The organism is Paraburkholderia tropica (genome assembly GCF_914484835.1).
GTDB lineage: Bacteria > Pseudomonadota > Gammaproteobacteria > Burkholderiales > Burkholderiaceae > Paraburkholderia > Paraburkholderia tropica_A.
Map to the genome: position 1 here is coordinate 1 of NZ_CAJZAR010000057.1, position 20,662 is coordinate 20,662.

General features: G+C 68.2%; 9 protein-coding genes. 8 read left to right on the forward strand and 1 reads right to left on the reverse strand.

All coding sequences use genetic code 11. The annotated features are described in order from the left end of the window. Nucleotides 1-90: 90 nt before the first annotated feature. Complete coding sequence (locus LDO54_RS19455) at nucleotides 91-825, reverse strand: metallophosphoesterase (RefSeq protein WP_224012315.1); 735 nt, start codon at nucleotides 823-825, stop codon at nucleotides 91-93. 197 nt (nucleotides 826-1,022) lie between these two features. Between LDO54_RS19455 and LDO54_RS19460 the strand changes: the two genes are divergently transcribed. The 8 genes from LDO54_RS19460 to treY all read left to right on the forward strand — a co-directional run bounded on the left by LDO54_RS19460 (nucleotide 1,023) and on the right by treY (nucleotide 20,655). Then, a complete protein-coding gene (locus tag LDO54_RS19460; protein ID WP_224012354.1) occupies nucleotides 1,023-1,679 on the forward strand; it encodes a DUF1345 domain-containing protein in 657 nt (218 codons plus the stop codon). A gap of 342 nt (nucleotides 1,680-2,021) precedes the next feature. After that, complete coding sequence (locus tag LDO54_RS19465; RefSeq protein WP_224012316.1) at nucleotides 2,022-5,564, forward strand: alpha-1,4-glucan--maltose-1-phosphate maltosyltransferase; 3,543 nt, start codon at nucleotides 2,022-2,024, stop codon at nucleotides 5,562-5,564. After that, nucleotides 5,561-9,022: a maltose alpha-D-glucosyltransferase gene (gene treS, locus LDO54_RS19470; protein ID WP_224012317.1), complete on the forward strand. Its 3,462-nt coding sequence runs from the start codon at nucleotides 5,561-5,563 to the stop codon at nucleotides 9,020-9,022. Before LDO54_RS19465 ends, treS begins: the two co-directional genes overlap by 4 nt. Further along, a complete protein-coding gene (gene glgB, locus LDO54_RS19475) occupies nucleotides 9,015-11,231 on the forward strand; it encodes a 1,4-alpha-glucan branching protein GlgB (protein ID WP_224012318.1) in 2,217 nt (738 codons plus the stop codon). The genes treS and glgB overlap by 8 nt, the downstream gene beginning before the upstream one ends. Before the next feature lie 66 nt (nucleotides 11,232-11,297). Next, nucleotides 11,298-13,529, forward strand: a complete 2,232-nt coding sequence (gene glgX, locus LDO54_RS19480; protein WP_224012319.1) for a glycogen debranching protein GlgX — start codon at nucleotides 11,298-11,300, stop codon at nucleotides 13,527-13,529. Nucleotides 13,530-13,556: 27 nt separating this feature from the next. Continuing rightward, on the forward strand, nucleotides 13,557-15,482 hold the full coding sequence (treZ, locus tag LDO54_RS19485; RefSeq protein ID WP_224012320.1) for a malto-oligosyltrehalose trehalohydrolase: 1,926 nt from the start codon (nucleotides 13,557-13,559) through the stop codon (nucleotides 15,480-15,482). Continuing rightward, nucleotides 15,479-17,725: a 4-alpha-glucanotransferase gene (gene malQ / locus LDO54_RS19490; protein WP_224012321.1), complete on the forward strand. Its 2,247-nt coding sequence runs from the start codon at nucleotides 15,479-15,481 to the stop codon at nucleotides 17,723-17,725. Before treZ ends, malQ begins: the two co-directional genes overlap by 4 nt. After that, complete coding sequence (treY, locus tag LDO54_RS19495) at nucleotides 17,722-20,655, forward strand: malto-oligosyltrehalose synthase (protein WP_224012322.1); 2,934 nt, start codon at nucleotides 17,722-17,724, stop codon at nucleotides 20,653-20,655. Before malQ ends, treY begins: the two co-directional genes overlap by 4 nt. Nucleotides 20,656-20,662 lie beyond the last annotated feature (7 nt).

Sequence of the window (20,662 nt, forward strand, 5' to 3'; positions counted from 1 at the left end):
CGCGCGTGCGCGAGCCGCGCTCGGCGGCGACGCTGCAATTGCTGACGTCGAGTCTCGGCGCGGGCTGAGCGCGCGCCATCAAGGAGAGAGTCAGGGCAGCGCGAACGCCGCCGCGCCTTGTTCGCGCGCCGCCTGGGTCGAAACCGACCAGTTGCGCAGCGACAGCGCCTCGACCATCGTGAGACGTCCTTCGGCGATATAGGCGCCCGTGTCGATGAACATCTGCGAGCCGATCTGGCGCGGCTCGCGCATCGGCGTGTGGCCGCAGTAGGTCAGCGAGAGCGCGTGGCTCGCGGGCGTGCCCGCGTTGAAGGCCAGTTCGCGGCCCCACAGCATGCGCTCGCGCACGTGGTCGTTGAACTGGCCGGCATCGAGTTCGGTGTCGTCGCCGAAAAATTCCGCGTGCAGCACGTTGAAGCGCGCGCCGCCCTGCCCGACCGTGCGCACCAGCGGCAACTGGCGCAGGCGTTTCGCGTACTGCGCGAGCGCGCGTTCCGGCACGTACTGCGCCCAGCCGCCGCCGATGCCGTACCACTGATGCCGCGGCAGCCGCCCTTCGACGACTGCGCACAGCGCGTCTTCGTGATTGCCGAGCACGGCGTGGAACCACGGCTTGTCGAGTAGCGTGAGCGCTTCCTCGCACTGCTCGCCGCGATCGATCAGGTCGCCGACCGAGAACAGCCGGTCGGCCGCAGCGTCGAAGCTCACCTCGCGCAGCAGGAAGCGCAAAGCATCCACGCAGCCGTGCAGGTCGCCCACGACAAAGTCGCGGCCGGCCTCGTTGCTGGCGTGATGCTGAACTTCAGGGGCGAGAGTGGGTGTCATCGTTTCATGATAGCGCCCGCCGGGCACTCTGTATGCGCGCCAATTATCGTTTCATGGCGCTTTTTTACGCGCGCTTTCAAATCGCCTGACGTGCGTCCCGCGTGGCGCGCCACGCCACGGCCGTGGGTAAAATCGCTGCAATCCGCGCGCGCCTGCGCGGTCCCCGCGTGTCTTCACCCGTCGAGAGCGTCGATGCCATGAAGGTCTATCCGCAAGTCCTGCGCAATCGTCCGCACATGATGATCGGCATGGTCCTCGGCGTGGTGCTCGCGGCGCTCGTGCCAGGCTCGATTCGGCCCGTGGCGCGCGTGCTGGTCGGCTGGGACATCGCGATCTGGACCTACCTCGTGCTGATCTGGATTCACATGATCCGCACCGACGAAACCAGCGTGCGCCGCCACGCGCAGCGCGAGGACCAGAACGCGGGCACGGTGCTGTTTCTGGTCTGCGCGGCGACCGTCGCGAGCATCGTCGCGATCGTGCTCGAACTCGGCACCACCAAGGATCTCAATACGGCCTCGAAGGTGCTGCATTCGCTGCTCACCGGCCTCACGCTGATCGGCGCGTGGTTTCTGATTCCCACTATCTTCACGCTCCATTACGCGCGCGTGTATTACGGCTCCGATCCCCATTCGCCGGCGCTCGCGTTCCCCGACGCCAAACTCCAGCCGGATTATTGGGACTTCCTGTATTTTTCTTTCACGATCGCCTGCGCCTCGCAAACCGCCGATGTCGGCCTGCGCGGACGCAGCGCGCGGCGCAGCGTGCTCGCGCAATCCGTCCTGTCGTTCTATTTCAACGTTTCCGTGCTCGGCCTGTGCGTGAACATCGCGGCGAGCATGGTGGGGAACTAGACCGGCATCGATTGCAATCGATGCACGCGCCGCGCGCACGCTGTGCGGCACACAGCGCGGCACGCAGCCAGGCACGCGTCACGCATGAACCCGCGTGGCCGCGAGCCGGCGCAGCGGCGCGGCGATCGCGCGGATTGGGCACATGCCTTGCTGACTTCCGCATCAAGTCGCCGTACGTCGCCGACGCTTTGGTTCCGGCCTGCTCTTGCACTACATTGAACAGGACACGCGCCAACGCCCGGCCCTGTGCGGCCCGCTCCGGCAGCCCACGGGCAACGTGATCGCATCCGGTGGTACCTCGGCCCTGCATCCACGCTGCCCGACGTATCTGGAATACGACCGATGGAACCTCCTCACGCCTATGCGCCGCGGATCTACTTCGTCCATTCCGTCCTCGCCGGGCCGCTCGACGCGTGGCCCGCGCATTGCGCGCACGCAGCGTCGCTGGGCTTCGATCATGTCCTGATCGGCGCCCTGTTCGCACCAGGCCGCTCGGGCGACGACCGCATCGTCGCCGATCATCAACATTTGCATCCCGCGTTCGGTTCGCCAGAGCCGGTGGCGGACGTCGTGCGCCTGCTCGCGACCGCCGCGCGCGAACGCGGCCTGACGCTGCTCGCCGATCTCACGCTCGACCGCGCGGCCGCCGACGGCGCGCTCTACGCCGCGCATCCCGAATGGTTTCATCCGTTCGAGCCCGAGGACGCGCGGCTCGATCCGCGCCACGGCCATCGCGACGCGAACGTGGCCTATGCCGACTTCGAACGCGCGGGCGCGCCGCTCGCGGTCTGGTGGACGCAGTTCGCCACGCGGCTCGCCGACGCGGGCCTCGGCGGCTTTCGCATCGACTCGCCGCATCGCGTGCCGGCCGCCGTGCTGCGCGCGATCTTCGACGGCGTGCGCGCGAGCCATCCGCAAACGCGCTGGCTCGCGGCCACGCCGGGCCTCGCGCGCGCCGAGATCGCGCAACTCGAACACGCGGGCTTCGACGCCGCGTTCACCTCGCTGCGCTGGTGGGACTTCTCGTCGAGCTGGATGGTCGAGGAGCACGACGTGGTGCGCCGCGTGGGCTCGCCGGTCGCGTTTCCCGAAGCGCCCTACGGCACGCGCTTCATCCGCGATCTCGACGGCGCCGCCGACGCGCGCGCGGTCGAGCGCGCCTATCGCCGCATGCTGCGCGCGGCGGCGGCCACCGGCACCGGCTGGCTGGTGCCGATGGGTTTCGAATACGGCGTCGACGAAGCAAGCGGCCACGGCGGCCCGCACGCGCACGATCGAGGTGCAACCGGCGGCGCAAACGGCGGCGCCCACGAACGGGCGCCCACGTGGGCCGAAGCGAAAGCGCGCGCGCCCTTCGATCTCTCCGCCGACATCGCGCACGCGAACGCCTTGCAGCGCGAGACCTTCATCCTCCAGACGAATGGCGAGCTGCGCGCGCTCAGCGGCCCCGCCGCGCCCGTGGCCGCGCTGCTGCGCGGCGACCGCGCCGATCTGCGCGATGCGGGCGAAGCGCTGCTCACGCTCGTCAATCCCGCGCTGGCCGCGCCGGTGCGTGTGAACATGGCGCATCTGCTCGACGGCGCGCCCGGCGGCTTCACGCGCTTCGAGCCGCTCGACGCGCAATCGCTGCGCGGCGTGCGCGAACGCTCGCCGCGCGATGCGGGCGCGATCCCGGAAACGTTTACGCTGCCCGCGGGCGCGTGCTGGATGTTCCGCGCGCTCGCCACGCCGCTCGTCGCGCTCGCGCCGCCCGAGGATCTCGCGAAGTCGCCCACGAGCGGCCACAAGAGCGTGATCGACGCAATCGCCGCGCCGCGCATCGCCATCGAAAGCGTGTGGCCGTCCGTCGATCACGGGCGCTTCGTCGCCAAGCGCGTCGTGGGCGAGCAATGCGAAGTGCGCGCCGCGATCTTCGCGGAAGGCCACGACCGCATCGACGCCGCGATCCTCTGGCGCGCCGCCGACGAAACCGCCTGGCACGAGTCGCCGATGAAACCGCTGCCGCCCGCCGGCACCGATCTCTGGAGCGGCACCTTCCCGCTCGAACGCGTGGGACGCCACGAATTCGTGGTGATTGCGTGGCGCGACGACTTCGCCTCGCTCGCCGTGCATCTGCAAAAGAAGCGCGACGCCAACCAGCCCGTCCATCTCGAACTGGAGGAAGCGAGCCGCCTGCTCGCGCTCGTGCTCGCGACCGCCGACACGTCCGACGACCACAGCGAGCAACATCTGCGCGAGCGCGCGGCGCTCGACGCGCTCGTCAAACGCTTCGTGGCCGCCGACACCGACACGCGCTGCGCGCTGCTCGCCGCGCCCGCCACGGCGGCCGCCGTGCGCGCCGCGAACCATCGGCCGTTCCTCTCGCGCGACGCCACGGTGCAGCGCGTGGACGCCGAACGCGCCGCCGCGCGCTTCGCGAGCTGGTACGAAATCTTCCCGCGTTCGATGAGCGACGACGAGTCGCGTCACGGCACCTTCGACGACGTGATCGCGAAGATGCCGCGCATCCGCGACATGGGTTTCGACGTGCTGTATTTCCCGCCGATCCATCCGATCGGACTCGCGAACCGCAAAGGCCGCAACAACTCGCTGACCGCGCAGCCCGGCGATGTCGGCAGCCCTTACGCGATCGGCGCGGCCGAAGGCGGCCACACCGCCGTGCATCCCGAACTGGGCACGCTCGAAGACTTCTGCCGCATGCTCAACGCGGCGCACGCGCACGGCCTCGAAATCGCGCTCGACTTCGCGATTCAATGCTCGCCCGACCATCCGTGGCTCAAGGCGCATCCGGGCTGGTTCGCATGGCGGCCCGACGGCACGCTGCGTTACGCGGAGAATCCGCCGAAGAAGTATCAGGACATCGTGAACCCCGAGTTCTACGCGCACGATGCGAAGCCCGAACTCTGGCTCGCATTGCGCGACGTGATCCTGTTCTGGGTCGATGCGGGCGTGCGCATTTTCCGCGTCGATAATCCGCATACGAAACCGCTGCCGTTCTGGGAATGGATGATCGCCGACGTGCGCGCGCGTCATCCGGACGTGATCTTCCTCTCGGAAGCCTTCACGCGCCCGCGCCTCATGTACCGGCTCGCGAAGATCGGCTTTTCGCAGTCATACACGTATTTCACGTGGCGCGAAACGAAGCGCGAGTTCATCGACTATCTGACCGAACTCACGCAGAGCGAAGTACGCGATTTTTATCGGCCCAATTTCTTCGTCAATACGCCCGATATCAATCCGCGTTATCTGCAAAGCGGCGCGCGCTCGATCCATTTGATTCGCGCCGCGCTCGCCGCGCTGCTCTCGGGATTGTGGGGCGTGTATAGCGGCTTCGAATTGTGCGAGGCGCGGCCGCTGCCCAACAGCGAAGAATATCTGGACTCCGAAAAGTATCAGTTGCGCGCGTGGGACTGGAACCGGCCCGGAAATATCGTGGCCGAAATAACGGCGCTCAATCGCGCGCGCCGCGCGAATCCCGCGCTGCAATCGCATCTGGGCATCACCTTCCTCGGCGCGCACAACGACAACGTGCTGTGCTTCGAAAAGGCCACGCCCGCGCGCGACAACGTGATTGTCGTGGCGATCAACCTCGACCCGTGGAACGAGCAAGGCGCCGATATCGAACTGTCGTGGGCCACCTTCCAGGCCTGGCAGATCGACGATCACGCGCGGCTTGCCGTCGTCGACGAAATGAGCGGCGAGCGCTTCGAATGGCAAAGCCGCTGGCAGCACGTGCGGCTCGATCCGCACACGCGGCCGTTCGCGATCTGGCGTCTCGCGCCCATCGACGGCCTGCCACGCGAAACGCCGCCTGACGTACCGGACGAACCGGTCGAAGGCCACCCCGAATTCGACGCGGACTTCCCTCCCGGAGGAGCCACATGAAACGCGATCCCGCTTCGCACGAAGCGCCGCCGCAACCCGACGCCGCGCCGGTCACCGACCCGACCGCGCAGCAGACCGACGACGAGCATCACACGGCGCGCGGCACGCAAAAACGCGGCAAACCCTCGCTGCTCTCCGACGACCCGCTCTGGTACAAGGACGCGGTGATTTATCAGGTGCACGTGAAGTCGTTCTTCGACGCGAACAACGACGGCGTGGGCGATTTCGCGGGCCTGCTCTCCAAGCTCGATTACATCGCCTCGCTCGGCGTGACCGCGATCTGGCTGCTGCCGTTCTATCCGTCGCCGCGTCGCGACGACGGCTACGACATCGCCGACTATCGCAACGTGCATCCCGACTACGGCCAGCTCGCCGACGTGCGCCGCTTCATTCAGGAAGCGCACGCGCGCGGCATGCGCGTGATCACCGAACTGGTCATCAATCACACCTCGGATCAGCATCCGTGGTTTCAGCGCGCGCGGCGCGCGAAGCCCGGCTCGAATCATCGCAATTACTACGTGTGGTCCGATACCGATCAGCGTTATCAGGGCACGCGCATCATCTTCATCGACACCGAGCCGTCGAACTGGACGCACGATCCCGTCGCGGGCGCGTATTACTGGCACCGCTTTTATTCGCATCAGCCCGATCTGAATTTCGATAATCCCGCCGTGCTGCGCGAAGTGTTGCAGGTGATGCGCTTCTGGCTCGACATGGGCATCGACGGATTGCGGCTGGACGCCGTGCCGTATCTCGTCGAACGCGAAGGCACGAATAACGAGAACCTGCCCGAGACGCACGCGATCCTGAAGAAGATTCGCGCGACCATCGACGAGCATTACCCCAATCGCATGCTGCTCGCCGAAGCGAATCAGTGGCCCGAGGACGTGCAGGAATATTTCGGCAATGAAGACGAATGCCATATGGCGTTCCACTTTCCGCTGATGCCGCGTCTGTATATGGCGATTGCGAGCGAGGACCGCTTTCCGATCATCGACATCATGAAGCAGACGCCGGATCTGCTGCCCAGTTGCCAATGGGCGGTTTTCTTGCGCAATCACGATGAACTGACGCTCGAAATGGTCACCGATTCCGAGCGCGATTATCTCTGGAACACCTATGCGAGCGACCGGCGCGCGCGTCTGAATCTCGGCATTCGCCGCCGTCTCGCGCCGCTCATGGAGCGCGACCGACGCCGCATCGAACTGATCAATTCGATCTTGCTCTCGATGCCCGGCACGCCGGTGATTTACTACGGCGACGAACTCGGCATGGGCGACAACATTCACCTCGGCGACCGCGACGGCGTGCGCACGCCGATGCAATGGTCGTCGGATCGCAACGGCGGATTTTCGCGCGCCGATCCCGAACAACTCGTATTGCCGCCGCTGATGGGTTCGCTCTACGGCTACGACGCGATCAACGTGGAAGCGCAAAGCCGCGACCCGCATTCGCTGCTCAACTGGACGCGCCGCATGCTCGCCACGCGCCGCGCGAAACAGGCGTTCGGACGCGGCACGATCCGCTTTCTGCGGCCCGCGAATCGCAAGATCCTCGCGTATCTGCGCGAGATGCCGGGCGAGCCGTCGATTCTGTGCGTCGCGAATCTCTCGCGCGCGCCGCAGGCCGTCGAACTCGATCTCTCCGAATTCGCGGGCACCGCGCCCGTGGAGATGACCGCCGATTCGGTGTTTCCGCCCATCGGCCAGTTGCCGTATCTGCTGACCTTCCCGCCCTACGGTTTTCTGTGGTTCCTGCTATGTCCGGGCAACGAGCGTCCTTCGTGGAGCCAGCCCGCCTCCGAGCAGTTGCCCGAATTCGTGACCGTCGTGATCCGCGAAGGACAAACCGGCGCGACGCCCGAAAACGTGCGCCTGCTCGAATCGGAAGTGCTGCCGTCGTGGCTCTCGCGGCGGCGCTGGTTCGCCTCGAAGGACAAGCCGCTGCGCGCCGTGCGGCTCGCCGCGCTCACGACGATCACGGGCGCGGGCTTCGCGTTCACCGAGATCGAAGCCGAACTCGCGGATGGCGCGACCGAGCGCTACGTGTTGCCGATCGCGATCACCTGGGGCGCGGACACCACCACGCCGCTGCACATTCAGCTCGCGCTCTCACGCGTGCGGCGCGGCCGCACGATCGGCTATCTGACCGACGCGTTCGCGCTGCCGTGGTTCGCTTATGGCGTGCTGCGCAAGCTGCGTGAACGCGCGCAGGTGCCGACCGTGCAAGGCAGCACGATCCGCTTCGAGCCGACCACGCGTATCGATGAAATCGATCTCGGCGAAGAACCCGAAATCCGCTGGCTCGCCGCCGAACAGAGCAACAGCTCGCTGATCATCGCCGAAACGCTGGTGCTCAAGCTCGTGCGCCGCCTGATGGCGGGCGTGCATCCCGAAGCGGAAATGAGCCGCCATCTGACGAAGCTCGGCTATGCGAACACGGCGCCGCTCTATGGCGAAGTCGTGCGCGTCGATCCGCAGGGCGTGCCGCATACGCTCGCGATCCTGCAAGGCTTCATCGACAATCAGGGCGACGCGTGGGAATGGGCGCTCGATTATCTGCGCCGCACGATCGACGACCTCGCGCTCGCCGCCGACGACGGCGAAACCGGCGAGCAGGATCAGGCTCACGAAGAAGAGGTGATGCAGAACTACGCCGCCGTGATCGGCGCGATCGGCAAGCGGCTCGGCGAATTGCACGCCGCGCTCGCGCAACCCGGCGAGGACGACGACGAGGGCGACGCCTTCACACCCGAGGCCGCAACGCCCGACGACGTGCGCCAGTGGGTCAGCGACGCGCGCAAGATGCTCGTGGAAGCGCTCGACATCGTGGCGCAGCGTATCGGCGACGACAACCACACGCTCGACGACGACGCGAAGGAACTCGCGCGCAGTCTGATCGAGCGGCGCGACGCGCTGCTGGCCGCCGTGGACGACCTCGTGCCGCTCGACGCCGCCGCGTGGCGCATCCGCATTCATGGCGACTTCCATCTGGGCCAGGTGCTGCTCGCGCAAGGCGACGCGTATCTGATCGACTTCGAAGGCGAGCCCGCGCGTTCGCTCGATTACCGGCGCGCGAAACAATGTTCGCTGCGCGACGTCGCGGGCCTGCTGCGCTCGCTCTCGTATGCGAACGCCGCCGCGCAATCGACCACTGAAAGCGCGCCGCAGCAGATCGCAGACCGCAAGCGCGCACTGTTCGAGCGCTTCCGCGGCCACGCCGCCGAAACCTTCCTGAGCCAGTACCGCGCGGCAGTCGTCAACGCGCCGCTCACGCTCGTCAGCGCCTCGCACGAACAGGCGCTGCTCGACCTGTTCCTGATCGAGAAGGCGGCCTACGAGATCCGCTACGAAGCCGCCAACCGGCCCTCGTGGCTCGCCCTGCCAGTGCGTGGCCTCGCGGCGCTTGCGAGCCGCCTGCTCGGCCCCACGCCGACCCACGGAGGCGGACATGCCTGAGCGCGCCCCGGACGCCGGCCTGCATCATCACGACATCGACGCGCTCGTGCATGCGCGTCATCGCGATCCGTTCGCCGTGCTCGGGCTGCACTGGGTCGACGGCGCGCCTTACGTGCGCGCCTGGCTGCCGAACGCCACGCACGTGCGCGTGCTCGCGCGCGACCGCGCGCACACGCTCGCCGAACTCACGCGCGTGCATCCCGCCGGTCTGTTCGCCGGACCGCTCGCGGAAGGCACGGCGTACCGGCTCGAAATCGACTGGCATGGCGTGGCGCAGGAAGTGGAGGATCCCTATTCGTTCGGCGCGCAGTTGCCGCAGGAAGCGCTGCATCGTCTCGCCGACGGCGACCCGTATGCGGTGCTCGAATGCCTCGGCGCACGGCCGCTCGTCTATGACGGCGTGCCGGGCGTGCGCTTCGCGCTGTGGGCGCCGAACGCGCAGCGCGTCTCCGTGGTCGGCGACTTCAACGCGTGGGACGGGCGGCGTCATCCGATGCGGCTGCGCCACGAAGCGGGCGTGTGGGAGCTGTTCATTCCGCGCGTGGCCGCGGGCGCGCGCTACAAGTTCGAGATCCTCGGCGCGCGCGGCGAAGTGTTGCCGCTGAAGGCCGATCCCTGCGCGTTCCAGACCGAGCCGCCGCCCGCCACGGCGTCGGTAGTCGCGCCGGTGGAGGCGCTCGAACATTTCGCGTGGCACGACCACGACTGGCTGCAAACGCGCGCCGAACGCCAGAACGCGCGCGCGCCGATGTCGGTGTACGAAGTGCACGCATCGTCCTGGCTGCCGACGCAAGGCGCCGATGCGCCCGCGCCCGACTGGCGCGCGCTCGCCGACCGCCTGATTCCCTACGCGCAGGGCATGGGCTTCACGCATCTGGAATTGCTGCCGGTGGCCGAGCATCCGTTCGGCGGGTCGTGGGGCTATCAGCCGCTTTCGCAGTTCGCGCCGACCGCGCGTCTCGGTTCGCCGCTCGACTTCGCGGCCTTCGTCGATCGCGCGCACGAAGCCGGTCTCGGCGTGATTCTCGACTGGGTGCCCGCGCATTTTCCGAACGACGCGCACGGCCTGATCGACTTCGACGGCACCGCGCTCTACGAGCACGCCGATCCGCGCGAGGGCTATCACCCCGACTGGAACACGATGATCTACAACCTCGGCCGCCGCGAGGTGAGTGCGTTCCTGATCGCGTCGGGGCTCGCGTGGCTGATGCGTTATCACATCGACGGGCTGCGCGTGGACGCCGTCGCGTCGATGCTCTATCGCGACTATTCGCGCGCGCAGGGCGAGTGGGTGCCAAACATCTACGGCGGGCGCGAGAATCTCGAATCGATCGCGTTTCTCAAGCGCCTCAATCACGAAACGCAATACGTGCCGCAGCGGCCCGGCGTGATCACCATCGCCGAAGAATCGACCGCGTGGCCCGGCGTGACCGCGCGCCCCGAGGACGGCGGACTCGGCTTCCAGTTCAAATGGAACATGGGCTGGATGCACGACACGCTGCACTTCATGCACGAAGACCCCGTGCATCGCCGCTATCACCATCATGAGATGACGTTCGCGATGGTCTATGCGTGGTCCGAGCGTTTCGTGCTGCCGCTCTCGCATGACGAAGTGGTGCACGGCAAGGGCTCGCTGCTCGGCAAGATGCCCGGCGACCGCTGGCAGAAGTTCGCGAACCTGCGCGCGTATTTCGGCTTCATGTGGGCGCATCCGGGCAAGAAGCTGCTGTTCATGGGCGGCGAGTTCGGGCAGATGGCGGAGTTCGATCACGACGGCACGCCGCACTGGAATCTGCTCGACGATCCGCTGCATCGCGGCGTGCAGGCGCTCGTGCGCGACCTCAACCACCTCTATGCCGACGAAACCGCGCTGCACGTGCTCGACACGGAGCCGGGCGGATTCGAATGGCTCGTCGCCGACGACAGCGACAACAGCGTGCTCGCGTGGCGGCGCGTCGACGGTTCGGGCAACGAGATCGTCGCCGTCTGCAACTTCACGCCGGTGCCGCGCCACGGCTACCGCATCGGCATGCCGCAGCCGGGGCAGTGGGAAGAAGCGCTCAACAGCGACGCCGAAGTCTACGGCGGCTCGAACATGGGCAACGGCGGCCTCGTCTCGACCGAGCCGGTGCCGAGCCACGGCCGGCCGCAATCGGCGGCGCTCGTGCTGCCGCCGCTCGGCACGCTGATACTGCGATTGCGACGTTGATATGGCAGCACGCGCGTTTCATCAGGAATCCGATGCAATACAAGAATCAGCAGAAGGAGCATCGATATGGCTAACGGCATGCCCGACCGGCTGCTGCCCGGCGCGCCCTACCCGCTCGGCGCGACGTGGGACGGGCTGGGCACCAATTTCGCGGTGTTCTCGGCGCACGCGTGGCGCATCGAGCTGTGCCTCTTCGACCCGACCGGCCGCAAGGAACGCATGCGCTACAAGCTGCCCGAATGCACCGACGAAATCTGGCACGGCTATCTGCCCGACGCGCATCCCGGCACCGTCTACGGCTTTCGCGCGCACGGCCCGTATCAGCCGCACGAAGGCCATCGCTTCAATCCGCACAAGCTGCTGCTCGATCCTTACGCGCGCCGCCTCGTCGGCCAGTTCCGCTGGTCCGACACGCTGTACGGCTATCGCGTGCATTCGAACCGCGCCGACCTCTCGCTCGAACGGCGCGACTCCGCGCCCGCGATGGCCAAGGGCGTGGTCACGCACGACACCTTCGACTGGTCGCAGGACCATCGGCCCAACACGCCGTGGAGCGAGACCGTCATCTACGAAACGCATGTGCGGGGCATCTCGATGCTGCGCCGCGATCTGCGCCATCACCAGCGCGGCACCTTCGCCGCGCTCGGCTCGCCGCATTTCATCGACCATCTGCAGAAGCTGGGCGTGACCGCCGTGGAGCTGCTGCCCGTGCACGCCTTTCTTCCCGAGCGCTTTCTCGTCGAGCGCGGGCTGCGCAATTACTGGGGCTATAACTCGGCGGCGTATTTCGCGCCCGAGCCCTCGTATCTCGCGGGCAACGACACCGACGAAATGCGCATCGCCATTCGCCAGTTGCATGCGGCCGGTATCGAAGTGATTCTCGACGTGGTCTACAACCACACCTGCGAAGGCGGCGAAATGGGCCCGACGATCTCGTGGCGCGGCCTCGACAACGCAAGCTATTACCGCTGCGTGCCCGGCGACGAACGCCATCTGATCAACGACACCGGCTGCGGCAACACGCTCAACCTCTCGCATCCGCGCGTCCTGCAGATGGTTGCCGACTCGCTGCGCTACTGGACCACCTCGTATCGCATCGACGGCTTTCGTTTCGATCTCGGCGTCACGCTCGGACGCGAGCCGCAAGGTTTCGATCCCGGCAGCGGCTTCTTCGACGTGCTGCGCCAGGACCCCGTGCTCTCGCAGGTGAAGCTGATTTCCGAGCCGTGGGACGTCGGTCCCGGCGGCTATCAGCTCGGCAATCACCCGCCCGGTTTCGCCGAATGGAACGACCGCTATCGCGACAGCGTGCGTCGCTACTGGCGCGGCGCGCCCGCGCAGCGCGCCGATCTCGCCGCGCGTCTCACCGGTTCCGCCGATCTGTTCGACAAGCGTAAACGCCACCCGTGGGCCTCGCTGAATTTCGTGACTTCGCACGACGGCTTCACGCTCGCCGATCTCGTCGCCTACGAGCGCAAGCACAATGAAGCGAACGGCGAAGAGAACCGCGACGGCCACAACGAAAACTGGAGCGCGAACTGGGGCGTCGAAGGCCCGACCGACGACCCGGCGATTCTCGACACGCGCGCACGCGTCGCGCGCTCGATGTTTGCGACGCTCTGCATCGCGCTCGGCACGCCGATGATGCTGGCCGGCGACGAAACCTGCCGCACGCAGCAAGGCAACAACAACGCGTACTGCCAGGACAACGAGATTTCGTGGCTCGACTGGGCGCTCGCCGCGACGCCGCAAGGCGAGGCGATGACGGCGTTCTGCGCGCGCGCGATCGCGCTGCGGCGGGATCATCCCTTGCTGAGAGAAACGCGTTTCCTGTTCGGCGACCGCGAGGTGCTGCCCGACGTGCACGACATCGACTGGTTTGACGAGCACGGCGAGCGGCTCACGCCCGCGGCATGGCAAGACCCCGAGGCGCGCGCATTCGCGGTGCGGCGCGCGGGCCCGGGACTCGACGGCGAAATCGAAGTATTGTTGATGATGCTGAACGCGTCCTCGCAGGCCGTGACGTTCCGCGCGCCCGCGCCGCGACTCGCGTGGAGCGTGCTGCTCGACACCGCGCATCCCGAGGACGCGCCGCACACGCTGTACGACGCCGGTTTCGAAGTCGGCGCGCACGCGCTCGCGGTGCTGTGTGCGCGGCCCGCGCGCCACGCGGCGCAAGGTGCGGGCGCCACGCACACAGGCACGCACGCGGCCGCGCAAGACGACGCCGCGTCCGCGAGGACGCCGCCGCCCGACCCGCGCCAGCCGCACGCGGCGCAGGAAGACTCAGCTGGATAGCGCAGGAATCTGCTACAGGAATCGGCCATGTCCCCGCTTTCGCAGGATTCGCTCATCCGCCACTACTCGCACTGCCTGCCGTTCGGCGCGCAGTTGACCGGCGCCGCGCCCGGCAATCCGCATACGCGCTTTCGCTTCTGGGCGCCGTCGTGCGGCTCGGTGCAGATCGTGTTCGAAAACGCCGACGGCAGCGCGGCCAGCGCGCCGCTCGACATGACGCCCTCGCATAACGGCTGGTTCGAGGCGCAGGCGCCGTGCGCGCCCGGCACGCTCTATCGTTATCGCATCGATGGACAACAACTCGTGCCCGACCCCGCTTCGCGTTTTCAGCCGCAAGGCGTGCACGGCCCGAGCGAAATCGTCGACGCGCGCGCGTTCGCCTGGCGGCACGCGTACTGGCAAGGCCGCCCGTGGGAAGAAACCGTGCTCTACGAGCTGCACGTAGGCGCGCTCGGCGGCTACGCGGGCGTGATGAACCGTCTGCCCGCGCTCGCGGAACTCGGCGTCACCGCAATCGAATTGATGCCGCTGAACGACTTCCCCGGCGAACGCGGCTGGGGCTACGACGTCGTGCTGCCCTACGCGCCGCACGCGGCCTACGGCACGCCCGACGAACTCAAGGCGCTGATCGACGCCGCGCACGGCCACGGCCTGCAGGTGCTGCTCGACGTGGTCTACAACCACTTCGGCCCGGACGGCAACTGGCTCGGCCACTACGCGAAGCCCTTTTTCAAGGCCGGAAAACGCACGCCGTGGGGCGACGCGCTCGACTTCGAGCGCCCCGAAGTCCGCGACTTCTACAGCGACAACGCGCTCTACTGGCTCAACGAATATCGCTTCGACGGACTACGTCTGGACGCCGTGCACGCGATCGAGAATCCCGACTGGCTGCGCGAACTCGCCGACCACGTGCGCGCGCGCGTGGAGCCGGGCCGGCACGTCCATCTCGTGCTCGAAAACGAGCACAACGAAGCGAATCTGCTGGAGACGCATTTCACCGCGCAATGGAACGACGACGCGCATCACACGCTGCACGTGATGCTGACCGGCGAATCGGAAGGCTATTACCGCGCGTTCGCCGACCATCCCATCGCGCAGCTCGCGCGCGTGCTCGGCGAAGGCTTCGCGTATCAGGGCGACCCATCGCCGGTACACGACGGCCAGCCGCGCGGCGAACCGAGCGCGCATCTGTCGCCCACCTCGTTCGTGATGTTCCTGCAGAACCACGATCAGATCGGCAACCGCGCATTCGGCGACCGTCTGCGCACGCTCGCCGGCAACGACGACGCGCTGCGTGCGGCCACGGCCTTGCTGCTGCTGTCGCCGCAGATTCCGCTGCTGTTCATGGAGGAGGAATACGGCTCGACGCAGCCGTTCCAGTTTTTCACGGCCTTCGAAGGCGATCTCGCCGATGCGGTCCGCGAAGGCCGCCGCCGCGAATTCAAGGCCTTCAGCGCGTTCACCGACGAAGCGCGGCGCGAGCAGATTCCCGATCCGAACGACGCGCGCACGTTTGAAAACTCCTCGCCGCCCGCCGATGCGCCGCTCGAAGGCGACCGGCTCGACTGGATGCACTTCTACAAGTCGGCGCTCGCGGTGCGCGCGCGTCTGCTGATGCCGCGCCTGCGCCACGCGCGCGCGCTCGGCGCGACCGTGCTCGCCGACGAACGCGGCGACGGCGCCACGACGGGCCGCGAGGCGCTGATCGCGCGCTGGCGTCTCGACGACGGCGAGATCTACACGATCGCGCTGAATCTCGGCCAGGAATGCGTACGTCTCGATCGTGCGCCAGAGGGCATGGTCGTGTTCGAAACGCCGCCGCGCGCGCGCGATCTCGCCGATAACGGCGTGCTGCCCGAGAACGCCTGCCTCGCCTGGCTGACCGGCGACGTGCCCGAGTACGCGCTGCATCACGACGCGCGCGCAGTCCGCCGCGAGGAGCCGCAGGCATGAGCACCGCGCGCCGCAGCGAAACGCTCGAAGCCCTCGCGCGCCGTGCGGGCTTCGAGGTCGAATGGTCCGACGCGCACGGCGTCATGCAGCGCGTGCCCGACAGCACGCTCGCCGCGCTGCTCGAATGCGCGGGCCTGCCCTGCGCGAACGCCACGCAGCTGCGCCACAGCGCCTCGCAACTGAACGCCGAACAATCGACGCGGCGTCTGCCGCCGCTCATCACCGCCGAATACGAAAGCGCGATCGAATTGCCGCCGTCGGCGGTGCGCTCGGGCAGCCACTATCGCATCGATCTGGAAAACGGCGCGCATATCGAAGGCCGCTTCACGATGCCGAAGGGCGAGCCCGCGCTGCTCGCGCCGCTCTCCGAGCCCGGCTATCACACGCTCACGGTCAACGATCATCGTCTGACGATTGCGGTCGCGCCGCCGCATTGCTGGCGCGTCGGTGACGCGTGGCGCGCGCATCGCGGCGCGGATTCGCGCGTGCCGCCGCTCTGGGGCGTCGCCGCCCAATTGTACGGACTCCGACGTAATGGCGACGGCGGCATCGGCGACTACAGCGCGCTGGCCACACTCGCGACGCAGAGCGCACAACGCGGCGCGCAGGCGGTCGCGGTCAGTCCCACGCACGCGATGTTCAGCGCCCAGGCGGGGCATTTCAGCCCGTATGCGCCGTCGTCACGGCTCTGGCTCAACGTCGCGCATATCGATCCGGCGGCCGTGTTCGGCGCGCAGGCAGCACACGACGCCATCGTCGCCGCGCAAGCGCAGGACGCCTGGCGCGAACTCGAAGCGCTGCCGCAGATCGACTGGCTAGGCGCGCAGCCGCTCAAGCTCAAGATCCTGCGCGTGCTGTTCGACCGCTTCGACGCCGACGAACGCAGCAGCGGCTCGCCGCGCGCCGCCGCCTTCGACGCGTTCTGCGCGCGCGGCGGCCAGGCGCTCGACGATCACGCGCGCTTCGAGGCGCTGCAGGCCGCGATGCTCAGCGGCCCCGAAGGCCTGCGCCACTGGCGCGACTGGCCCGAGGCGCTGCGCGATCCGCGCAGCCCGGCCGTCGCGACTTTCGCGACCGAGCATCGCCGCGAAGTGGACTTTCATTGCTTCCTGCAATGGCTCGCCGCCGAAGGGCTTTCGCGTGCGCAACGCGAGGCGCGCGAAGCGGGCATGTCGATCGGCCTCGTCGCCGATCTCGCGGTGGGTTGCGACGGCGCGGGCTCGCATGCGTGGTCGCTGCCGCAGGACATGCTGCAGCGCGTCTCGGTGGGCGCGCCGCCCGACATCTTCAATCAGGCCGGACAAAGCTGGGGCCTCACGACGTTCTCGCCGCGCGCGATGCACAACACCGGCTTTCGCGCCTTCATCGACATGCTGCGCGCCGCGTTCGCCCACGCGGGCGGCGTGCGCATCGACCACATTCTCGGCTTGCGCCGCCTGTGGCTCGTGCCCGAAGGCGAAAGCGCGAAACACGGCGCGTATCTGCGTTATCCGTTCGACGACCTCGTGCGTCTGATCGCGCTCGAATCGTGGCGGCATCGCGCGATCGTGATCGGCGAGGATCTCGGCACCGTGCCGCCGGGGCTGCGCGAACGGCTCGCGTCGCACGCGCTCTACGGCATTCGCGTGCTGTGGTTCGAGCGCGAGGGCGGCGGTTTTCTCGCGCCCGCGCGCTACGATCCGCACGGCGTGGCGACCACTACCACGCACGATCTGCCGACCGTGGCGGGCTGGTGGCGCGGCGCCGATATCGACTGGCGCAACCGCATCGGCCAGACCTTGCCGCGCGCGGACGGACGCGATCCTGTCGCGCTCGAACACGCGCAACGCGCCGCCGACCGCGACGCGCTCTGGCGCGCGCTGCAAGACACGGGCTTCACGCCGCGCGATGCCGCCACGCCGCCGTCCGACGCGCCGCTCGACGCGCTGCCGATCGCGGGCGCGCTCGGCTACGTGGCGGCGAGCGCGAGCCCGCTTGTGACCTGCCCGCTCGAAGATCTGCTCGGCCTCGTCGATCAGCCGAATCTGCCGGGCTCGATCGACGAGCATCCGAACTGGCGTCAGCGCCTGCCCTTGCCCGTCGATGCGCTTTACACCGACGCCGCCGTCGCGCAACGCGTGAGCACGATCGCGCACGCACGCGAAACGGCGCCGGTATCGGCTGAAATCGCCGACAAGATCGCCAACGAAAGCGCCAACGACGCCCCCACCGACGCCACGCTCTCCGGTCCGCCCACGCCATGACACTACCCCGCGCGACGCTGCGCCTGCAGCTCCACCACGGCTTCACTCTCGACGACGCGCTCGCGCAGCTCGACTACTTCGCCGCGCTCGGCGTGAGCCATCTCTATCTCTCGCCGATCACGACCGCGCAGCCCGGTTCGATGCACGGCTACGACACGGTCGACTATCAGACCGTGAGCGCGGAACTGGGCGGCGAAGCGGCGCTGCGGCGTCTCGCGGACGCGGCGCACACGCGCGGCATGGGCCTGATCGTCGATCTGGTGCCGAACCACATGGGCGTGGGCGGCGCGCACAACGCCTGGTGGCGCGACATCCTCGAATGGGGGCGACACAGCGCCTACGCGCGCTATTTCGACGTGGACTGGCACTCGCCCGACCCCGCGCTGCGCGGCAAGGTGCTGATGCCCTTCCTCGGCGCGCAATACGGCGACGAACTCGCGGCGGGCCGCATCGAACTGAAATTCGACGCCGCCGACGCGCGCTTCTACGTGCAGTACGGCCCGCACGTCTGCCCGATCTGCCCGACCGATTACGCCGCGATCCTGCAATCGGCCGACCGCGCCGATCTCAGCACGCTCGCCAACGCGTTCCAGGGCATCACCACGCAGCCCGACGATCAGACCCGCGCGAGCGCCGCGCGCGATGCACTGCGCGCCTTCGTCGAGCGCGAAGGCACCGATGCGATCGAATTTGCTCTGGAATCCTATGCAAGCCTCGATCCGGTGCCGCGCGACAAGCTGCATCGGCTGCTGGAGCGTCAGCATTTTCGGCTCGCGTGGTGGCGCACCGCCACCGACGAAGTGAACTGGCGGCGCTTCTTCGACGTGACCGCGCTCGCGGGCGTGCGCGTCGAGCGGCACGACGTGTTCGAAGCCGTGCACAAGCTCGTGTTTCGCCTGTACGCCGACGGCGTGATCGACGGCCTGCGCATCGACCATATCGACGGGCTCGCCGATCCGCGCGAGTATTGCGACCGGCTGCGCCAGCGGCTCGCTTCGCTGCGCGCCACGGTGCCGTATATCGTCGTCGAGAAGATTCTCGCGCGCGGCGAGGCGCTGCGCGACGACTGGCCCGTGCAGGGCACGACCGGCTACGACTTCATGAACGACGTGGGCGCGCTGCTGCACGATCCCGCGGGCGCCGCGCCGCTCGCCGAGACCTGGGCCGCGATCTCGGGCGACGACGCGCCGTTCGCACGCGTGGCGCTCGACGCGCGGCGCGAGATGCTGGCCGCGTATCTGGCCGCCGAACTCGATCACGCGGCGCGCGCGCTGCATCGGATTGCGCGCGAACAGCCGGGCACGCGCGACTTCACTTACGCGGCCGTGCATCGCGTCGCGGCGCAACTCGCGATGCACTTCCCCGTCTACCGCATCTATCCGGTCAACGGCTTGCGCGGCGCGACCGACAACCGCTACTTCGGCGTCGCGCTGGAAGCGGCGCGCGAGGCCTTGCCGAGCGCGAGCCGCCTCGCGCTCGATCAGGTCGATGCGTGGCTCGGCGCGCGCGCGCCCGATGCGGCGAGCGGCAATGGCAACAAGAGCCCGCGCCCTGAAGCCGCCAACGGCGGCTCTGCACAGAACACGCAGAACGCTCAGCACGCTCAGCACGCGAAGAACGCCGCCCGAGGCCCGCAGAAAAACACCGCGCAAAGCAGCGCGCCTGTGCCGCTCAGTCATGCGCTGATCGCGCAGCGCACCGCGCTCGCGCTGTTCTCGCAACTGACCGCGCCGCTCGCGGCCAAGGCCACGGAGGACACCGCGCTGTATCGCTACGGACGGCTGCTTTCGCGCAACGAAGTGGGCGCCGATCCCGACGACTTCTCGCTGAGCGCCGCCGACTTCCACGCGGCCAACCACCTGCGCCAGCGCCACGTGCCCTACGCGCTGCTCACGACCGCCACGCACGATCACAAGCGCGGCGAAGACGTACGCGCGCGCCTCGCCGTGCTCAGCGAGATCGCGCCGGAGTGGAGCGCGACCTTACGCGCGTGGTCGACGCTCAATCAGCCGCAGCGCCGCAACGACGCCGCGCCGCCCGCGCAATGGTCGCCCGGCCCCACGGCGGAGGCGATGCTTTATCAGACGCTGGTGGGCTGCTGGCCGCCCGATCTCGATCCCGGCGACGAAGCCGGCGTGCGCGCGCTCGCCGAACGCGTCGCGCAATGGCAGTTGAAGGCGCTGCGCGAAGCGAAGCTGCGCACCAACTGGCTCGTGCCCGACGAAGCCTATGAGTCGGACTGCCAGGCATTTCTGTTCGACATTCTCGCGCCGCAGCGCCGCGAAGGGTTTCTGCACGCGCTCGCGGCATTCGTTGCGCGCGTGGCGCCCGCCGGGGCCGTCAATACGCTGTTGCAGACCGTGCTGCGTCTGACCTCGCCGGGCGTGCCCGATCTGTATCAGGGCACCGAGTTCTGGGATTGGAGTCTCGTCGATCCCGACAACCGGCGGCCCGTCGATTACGCGCAGCGTTCGGCCGCGCTCGACGACGCCGCGCCCGCCGCGAAGCTCGCGCAGTGGCGCGACGCGCGCGTGAAGCAGGCGACGATCCAGCGCGTGCTCGCGCTACGCGCTCGCGCGCCGGGGCTGCTGCGGGAAGGGGATTATGTGCCGTTGGAAGTGCGCGGCGCGCGGGCCGCGCAGGCGATTGCGTTCGCGCGCCGCCACGGCGAGGCGTGGGCCATCGTGATCGGCACACGCCACGCGGCGGCGCTGCTCGACGGCGACACGCCGCTCGTCGCGCCCGACCGCTGGGACGACACCGCCGTGGTGCTGCCGAAAGCGTGCGCGGACATGACGCTCCACGACTGGCTCAGCGATGCGTCGCACACGGCTGCGCGCGATGCTCAGGAACCCGTGCTGTATCTGCGCGACGCGCTCGCCGCGCTGCCCGTGGCCGTGTTGTCGAATCTCACGCGCGAAGACGCTTGAGGACGCC

What these genes read in the sequence shown, in the direction of transcription:
- LDO54_RS19465 (WP_224012316.1), top strand. Translation starts at nt 2,022, where the DNA reads ATGGAACCTCCTCACGCCTATGCGCCGCGGATCTACTTCGTCCATTCC.
- glgX (WP_224012319.1), top strand. Translation starts at nt 11,298, where the DNA reads ATGGCTAACGGCATGCCCGACCGGCTGCTGCCCGGCGCGCCCTACCCG.
- malQ (WP_224012321.1), top strand. Translation starts at nt 15,479, where the DNA reads ATGAGCACCGCGCGCCGCAGCGAAACGCTCGAAGCCCTCGCGCGCCGT.
- treS (WP_224012317.1), top strand. Translation starts at nt 5,561, where the DNA reads ATGAAACGCGATCCCGCTTCGCACGAAGCGCCGCCGCAACCCGACGCC.
- glgB (WP_224012318.1), top strand. Translation starts at nt 9,015, where the DNA reads ATGCCTGAGCGCGCCCCGGACGCCGGCCTGCATCATCACGACATCGAC.
- LDO54_RS19455 (WP_224012315.1), bottom strand. Translation starts at nt 825, where the DNA reads ATGACACCCACTCTCGCCCCTGAAGTTCAGCATCACGCCAGCAACGAG.
- treZ (WP_224012320.1), top strand. Translation starts at nt 13,557, where the DNA reads ATGTCCCCGCTTTCGCAGGATTCGCTCATCCGCCACTACTCGCACTGC.
- LDO54_RS19460 (WP_224012354.1), top strand. Translation starts at nt 1,023, where the DNA reads ATGAAGGTCTATCCGCAAGTCCTGCGCAATCGTCCGCACATGATGATC.
- treY (WP_224012322.1), top strand. Translation starts at nt 17,722, where the DNA reads ATGACACTACCCCGCGCGACGCTGCGCCTGCAGCTCCACCACGGCTTC.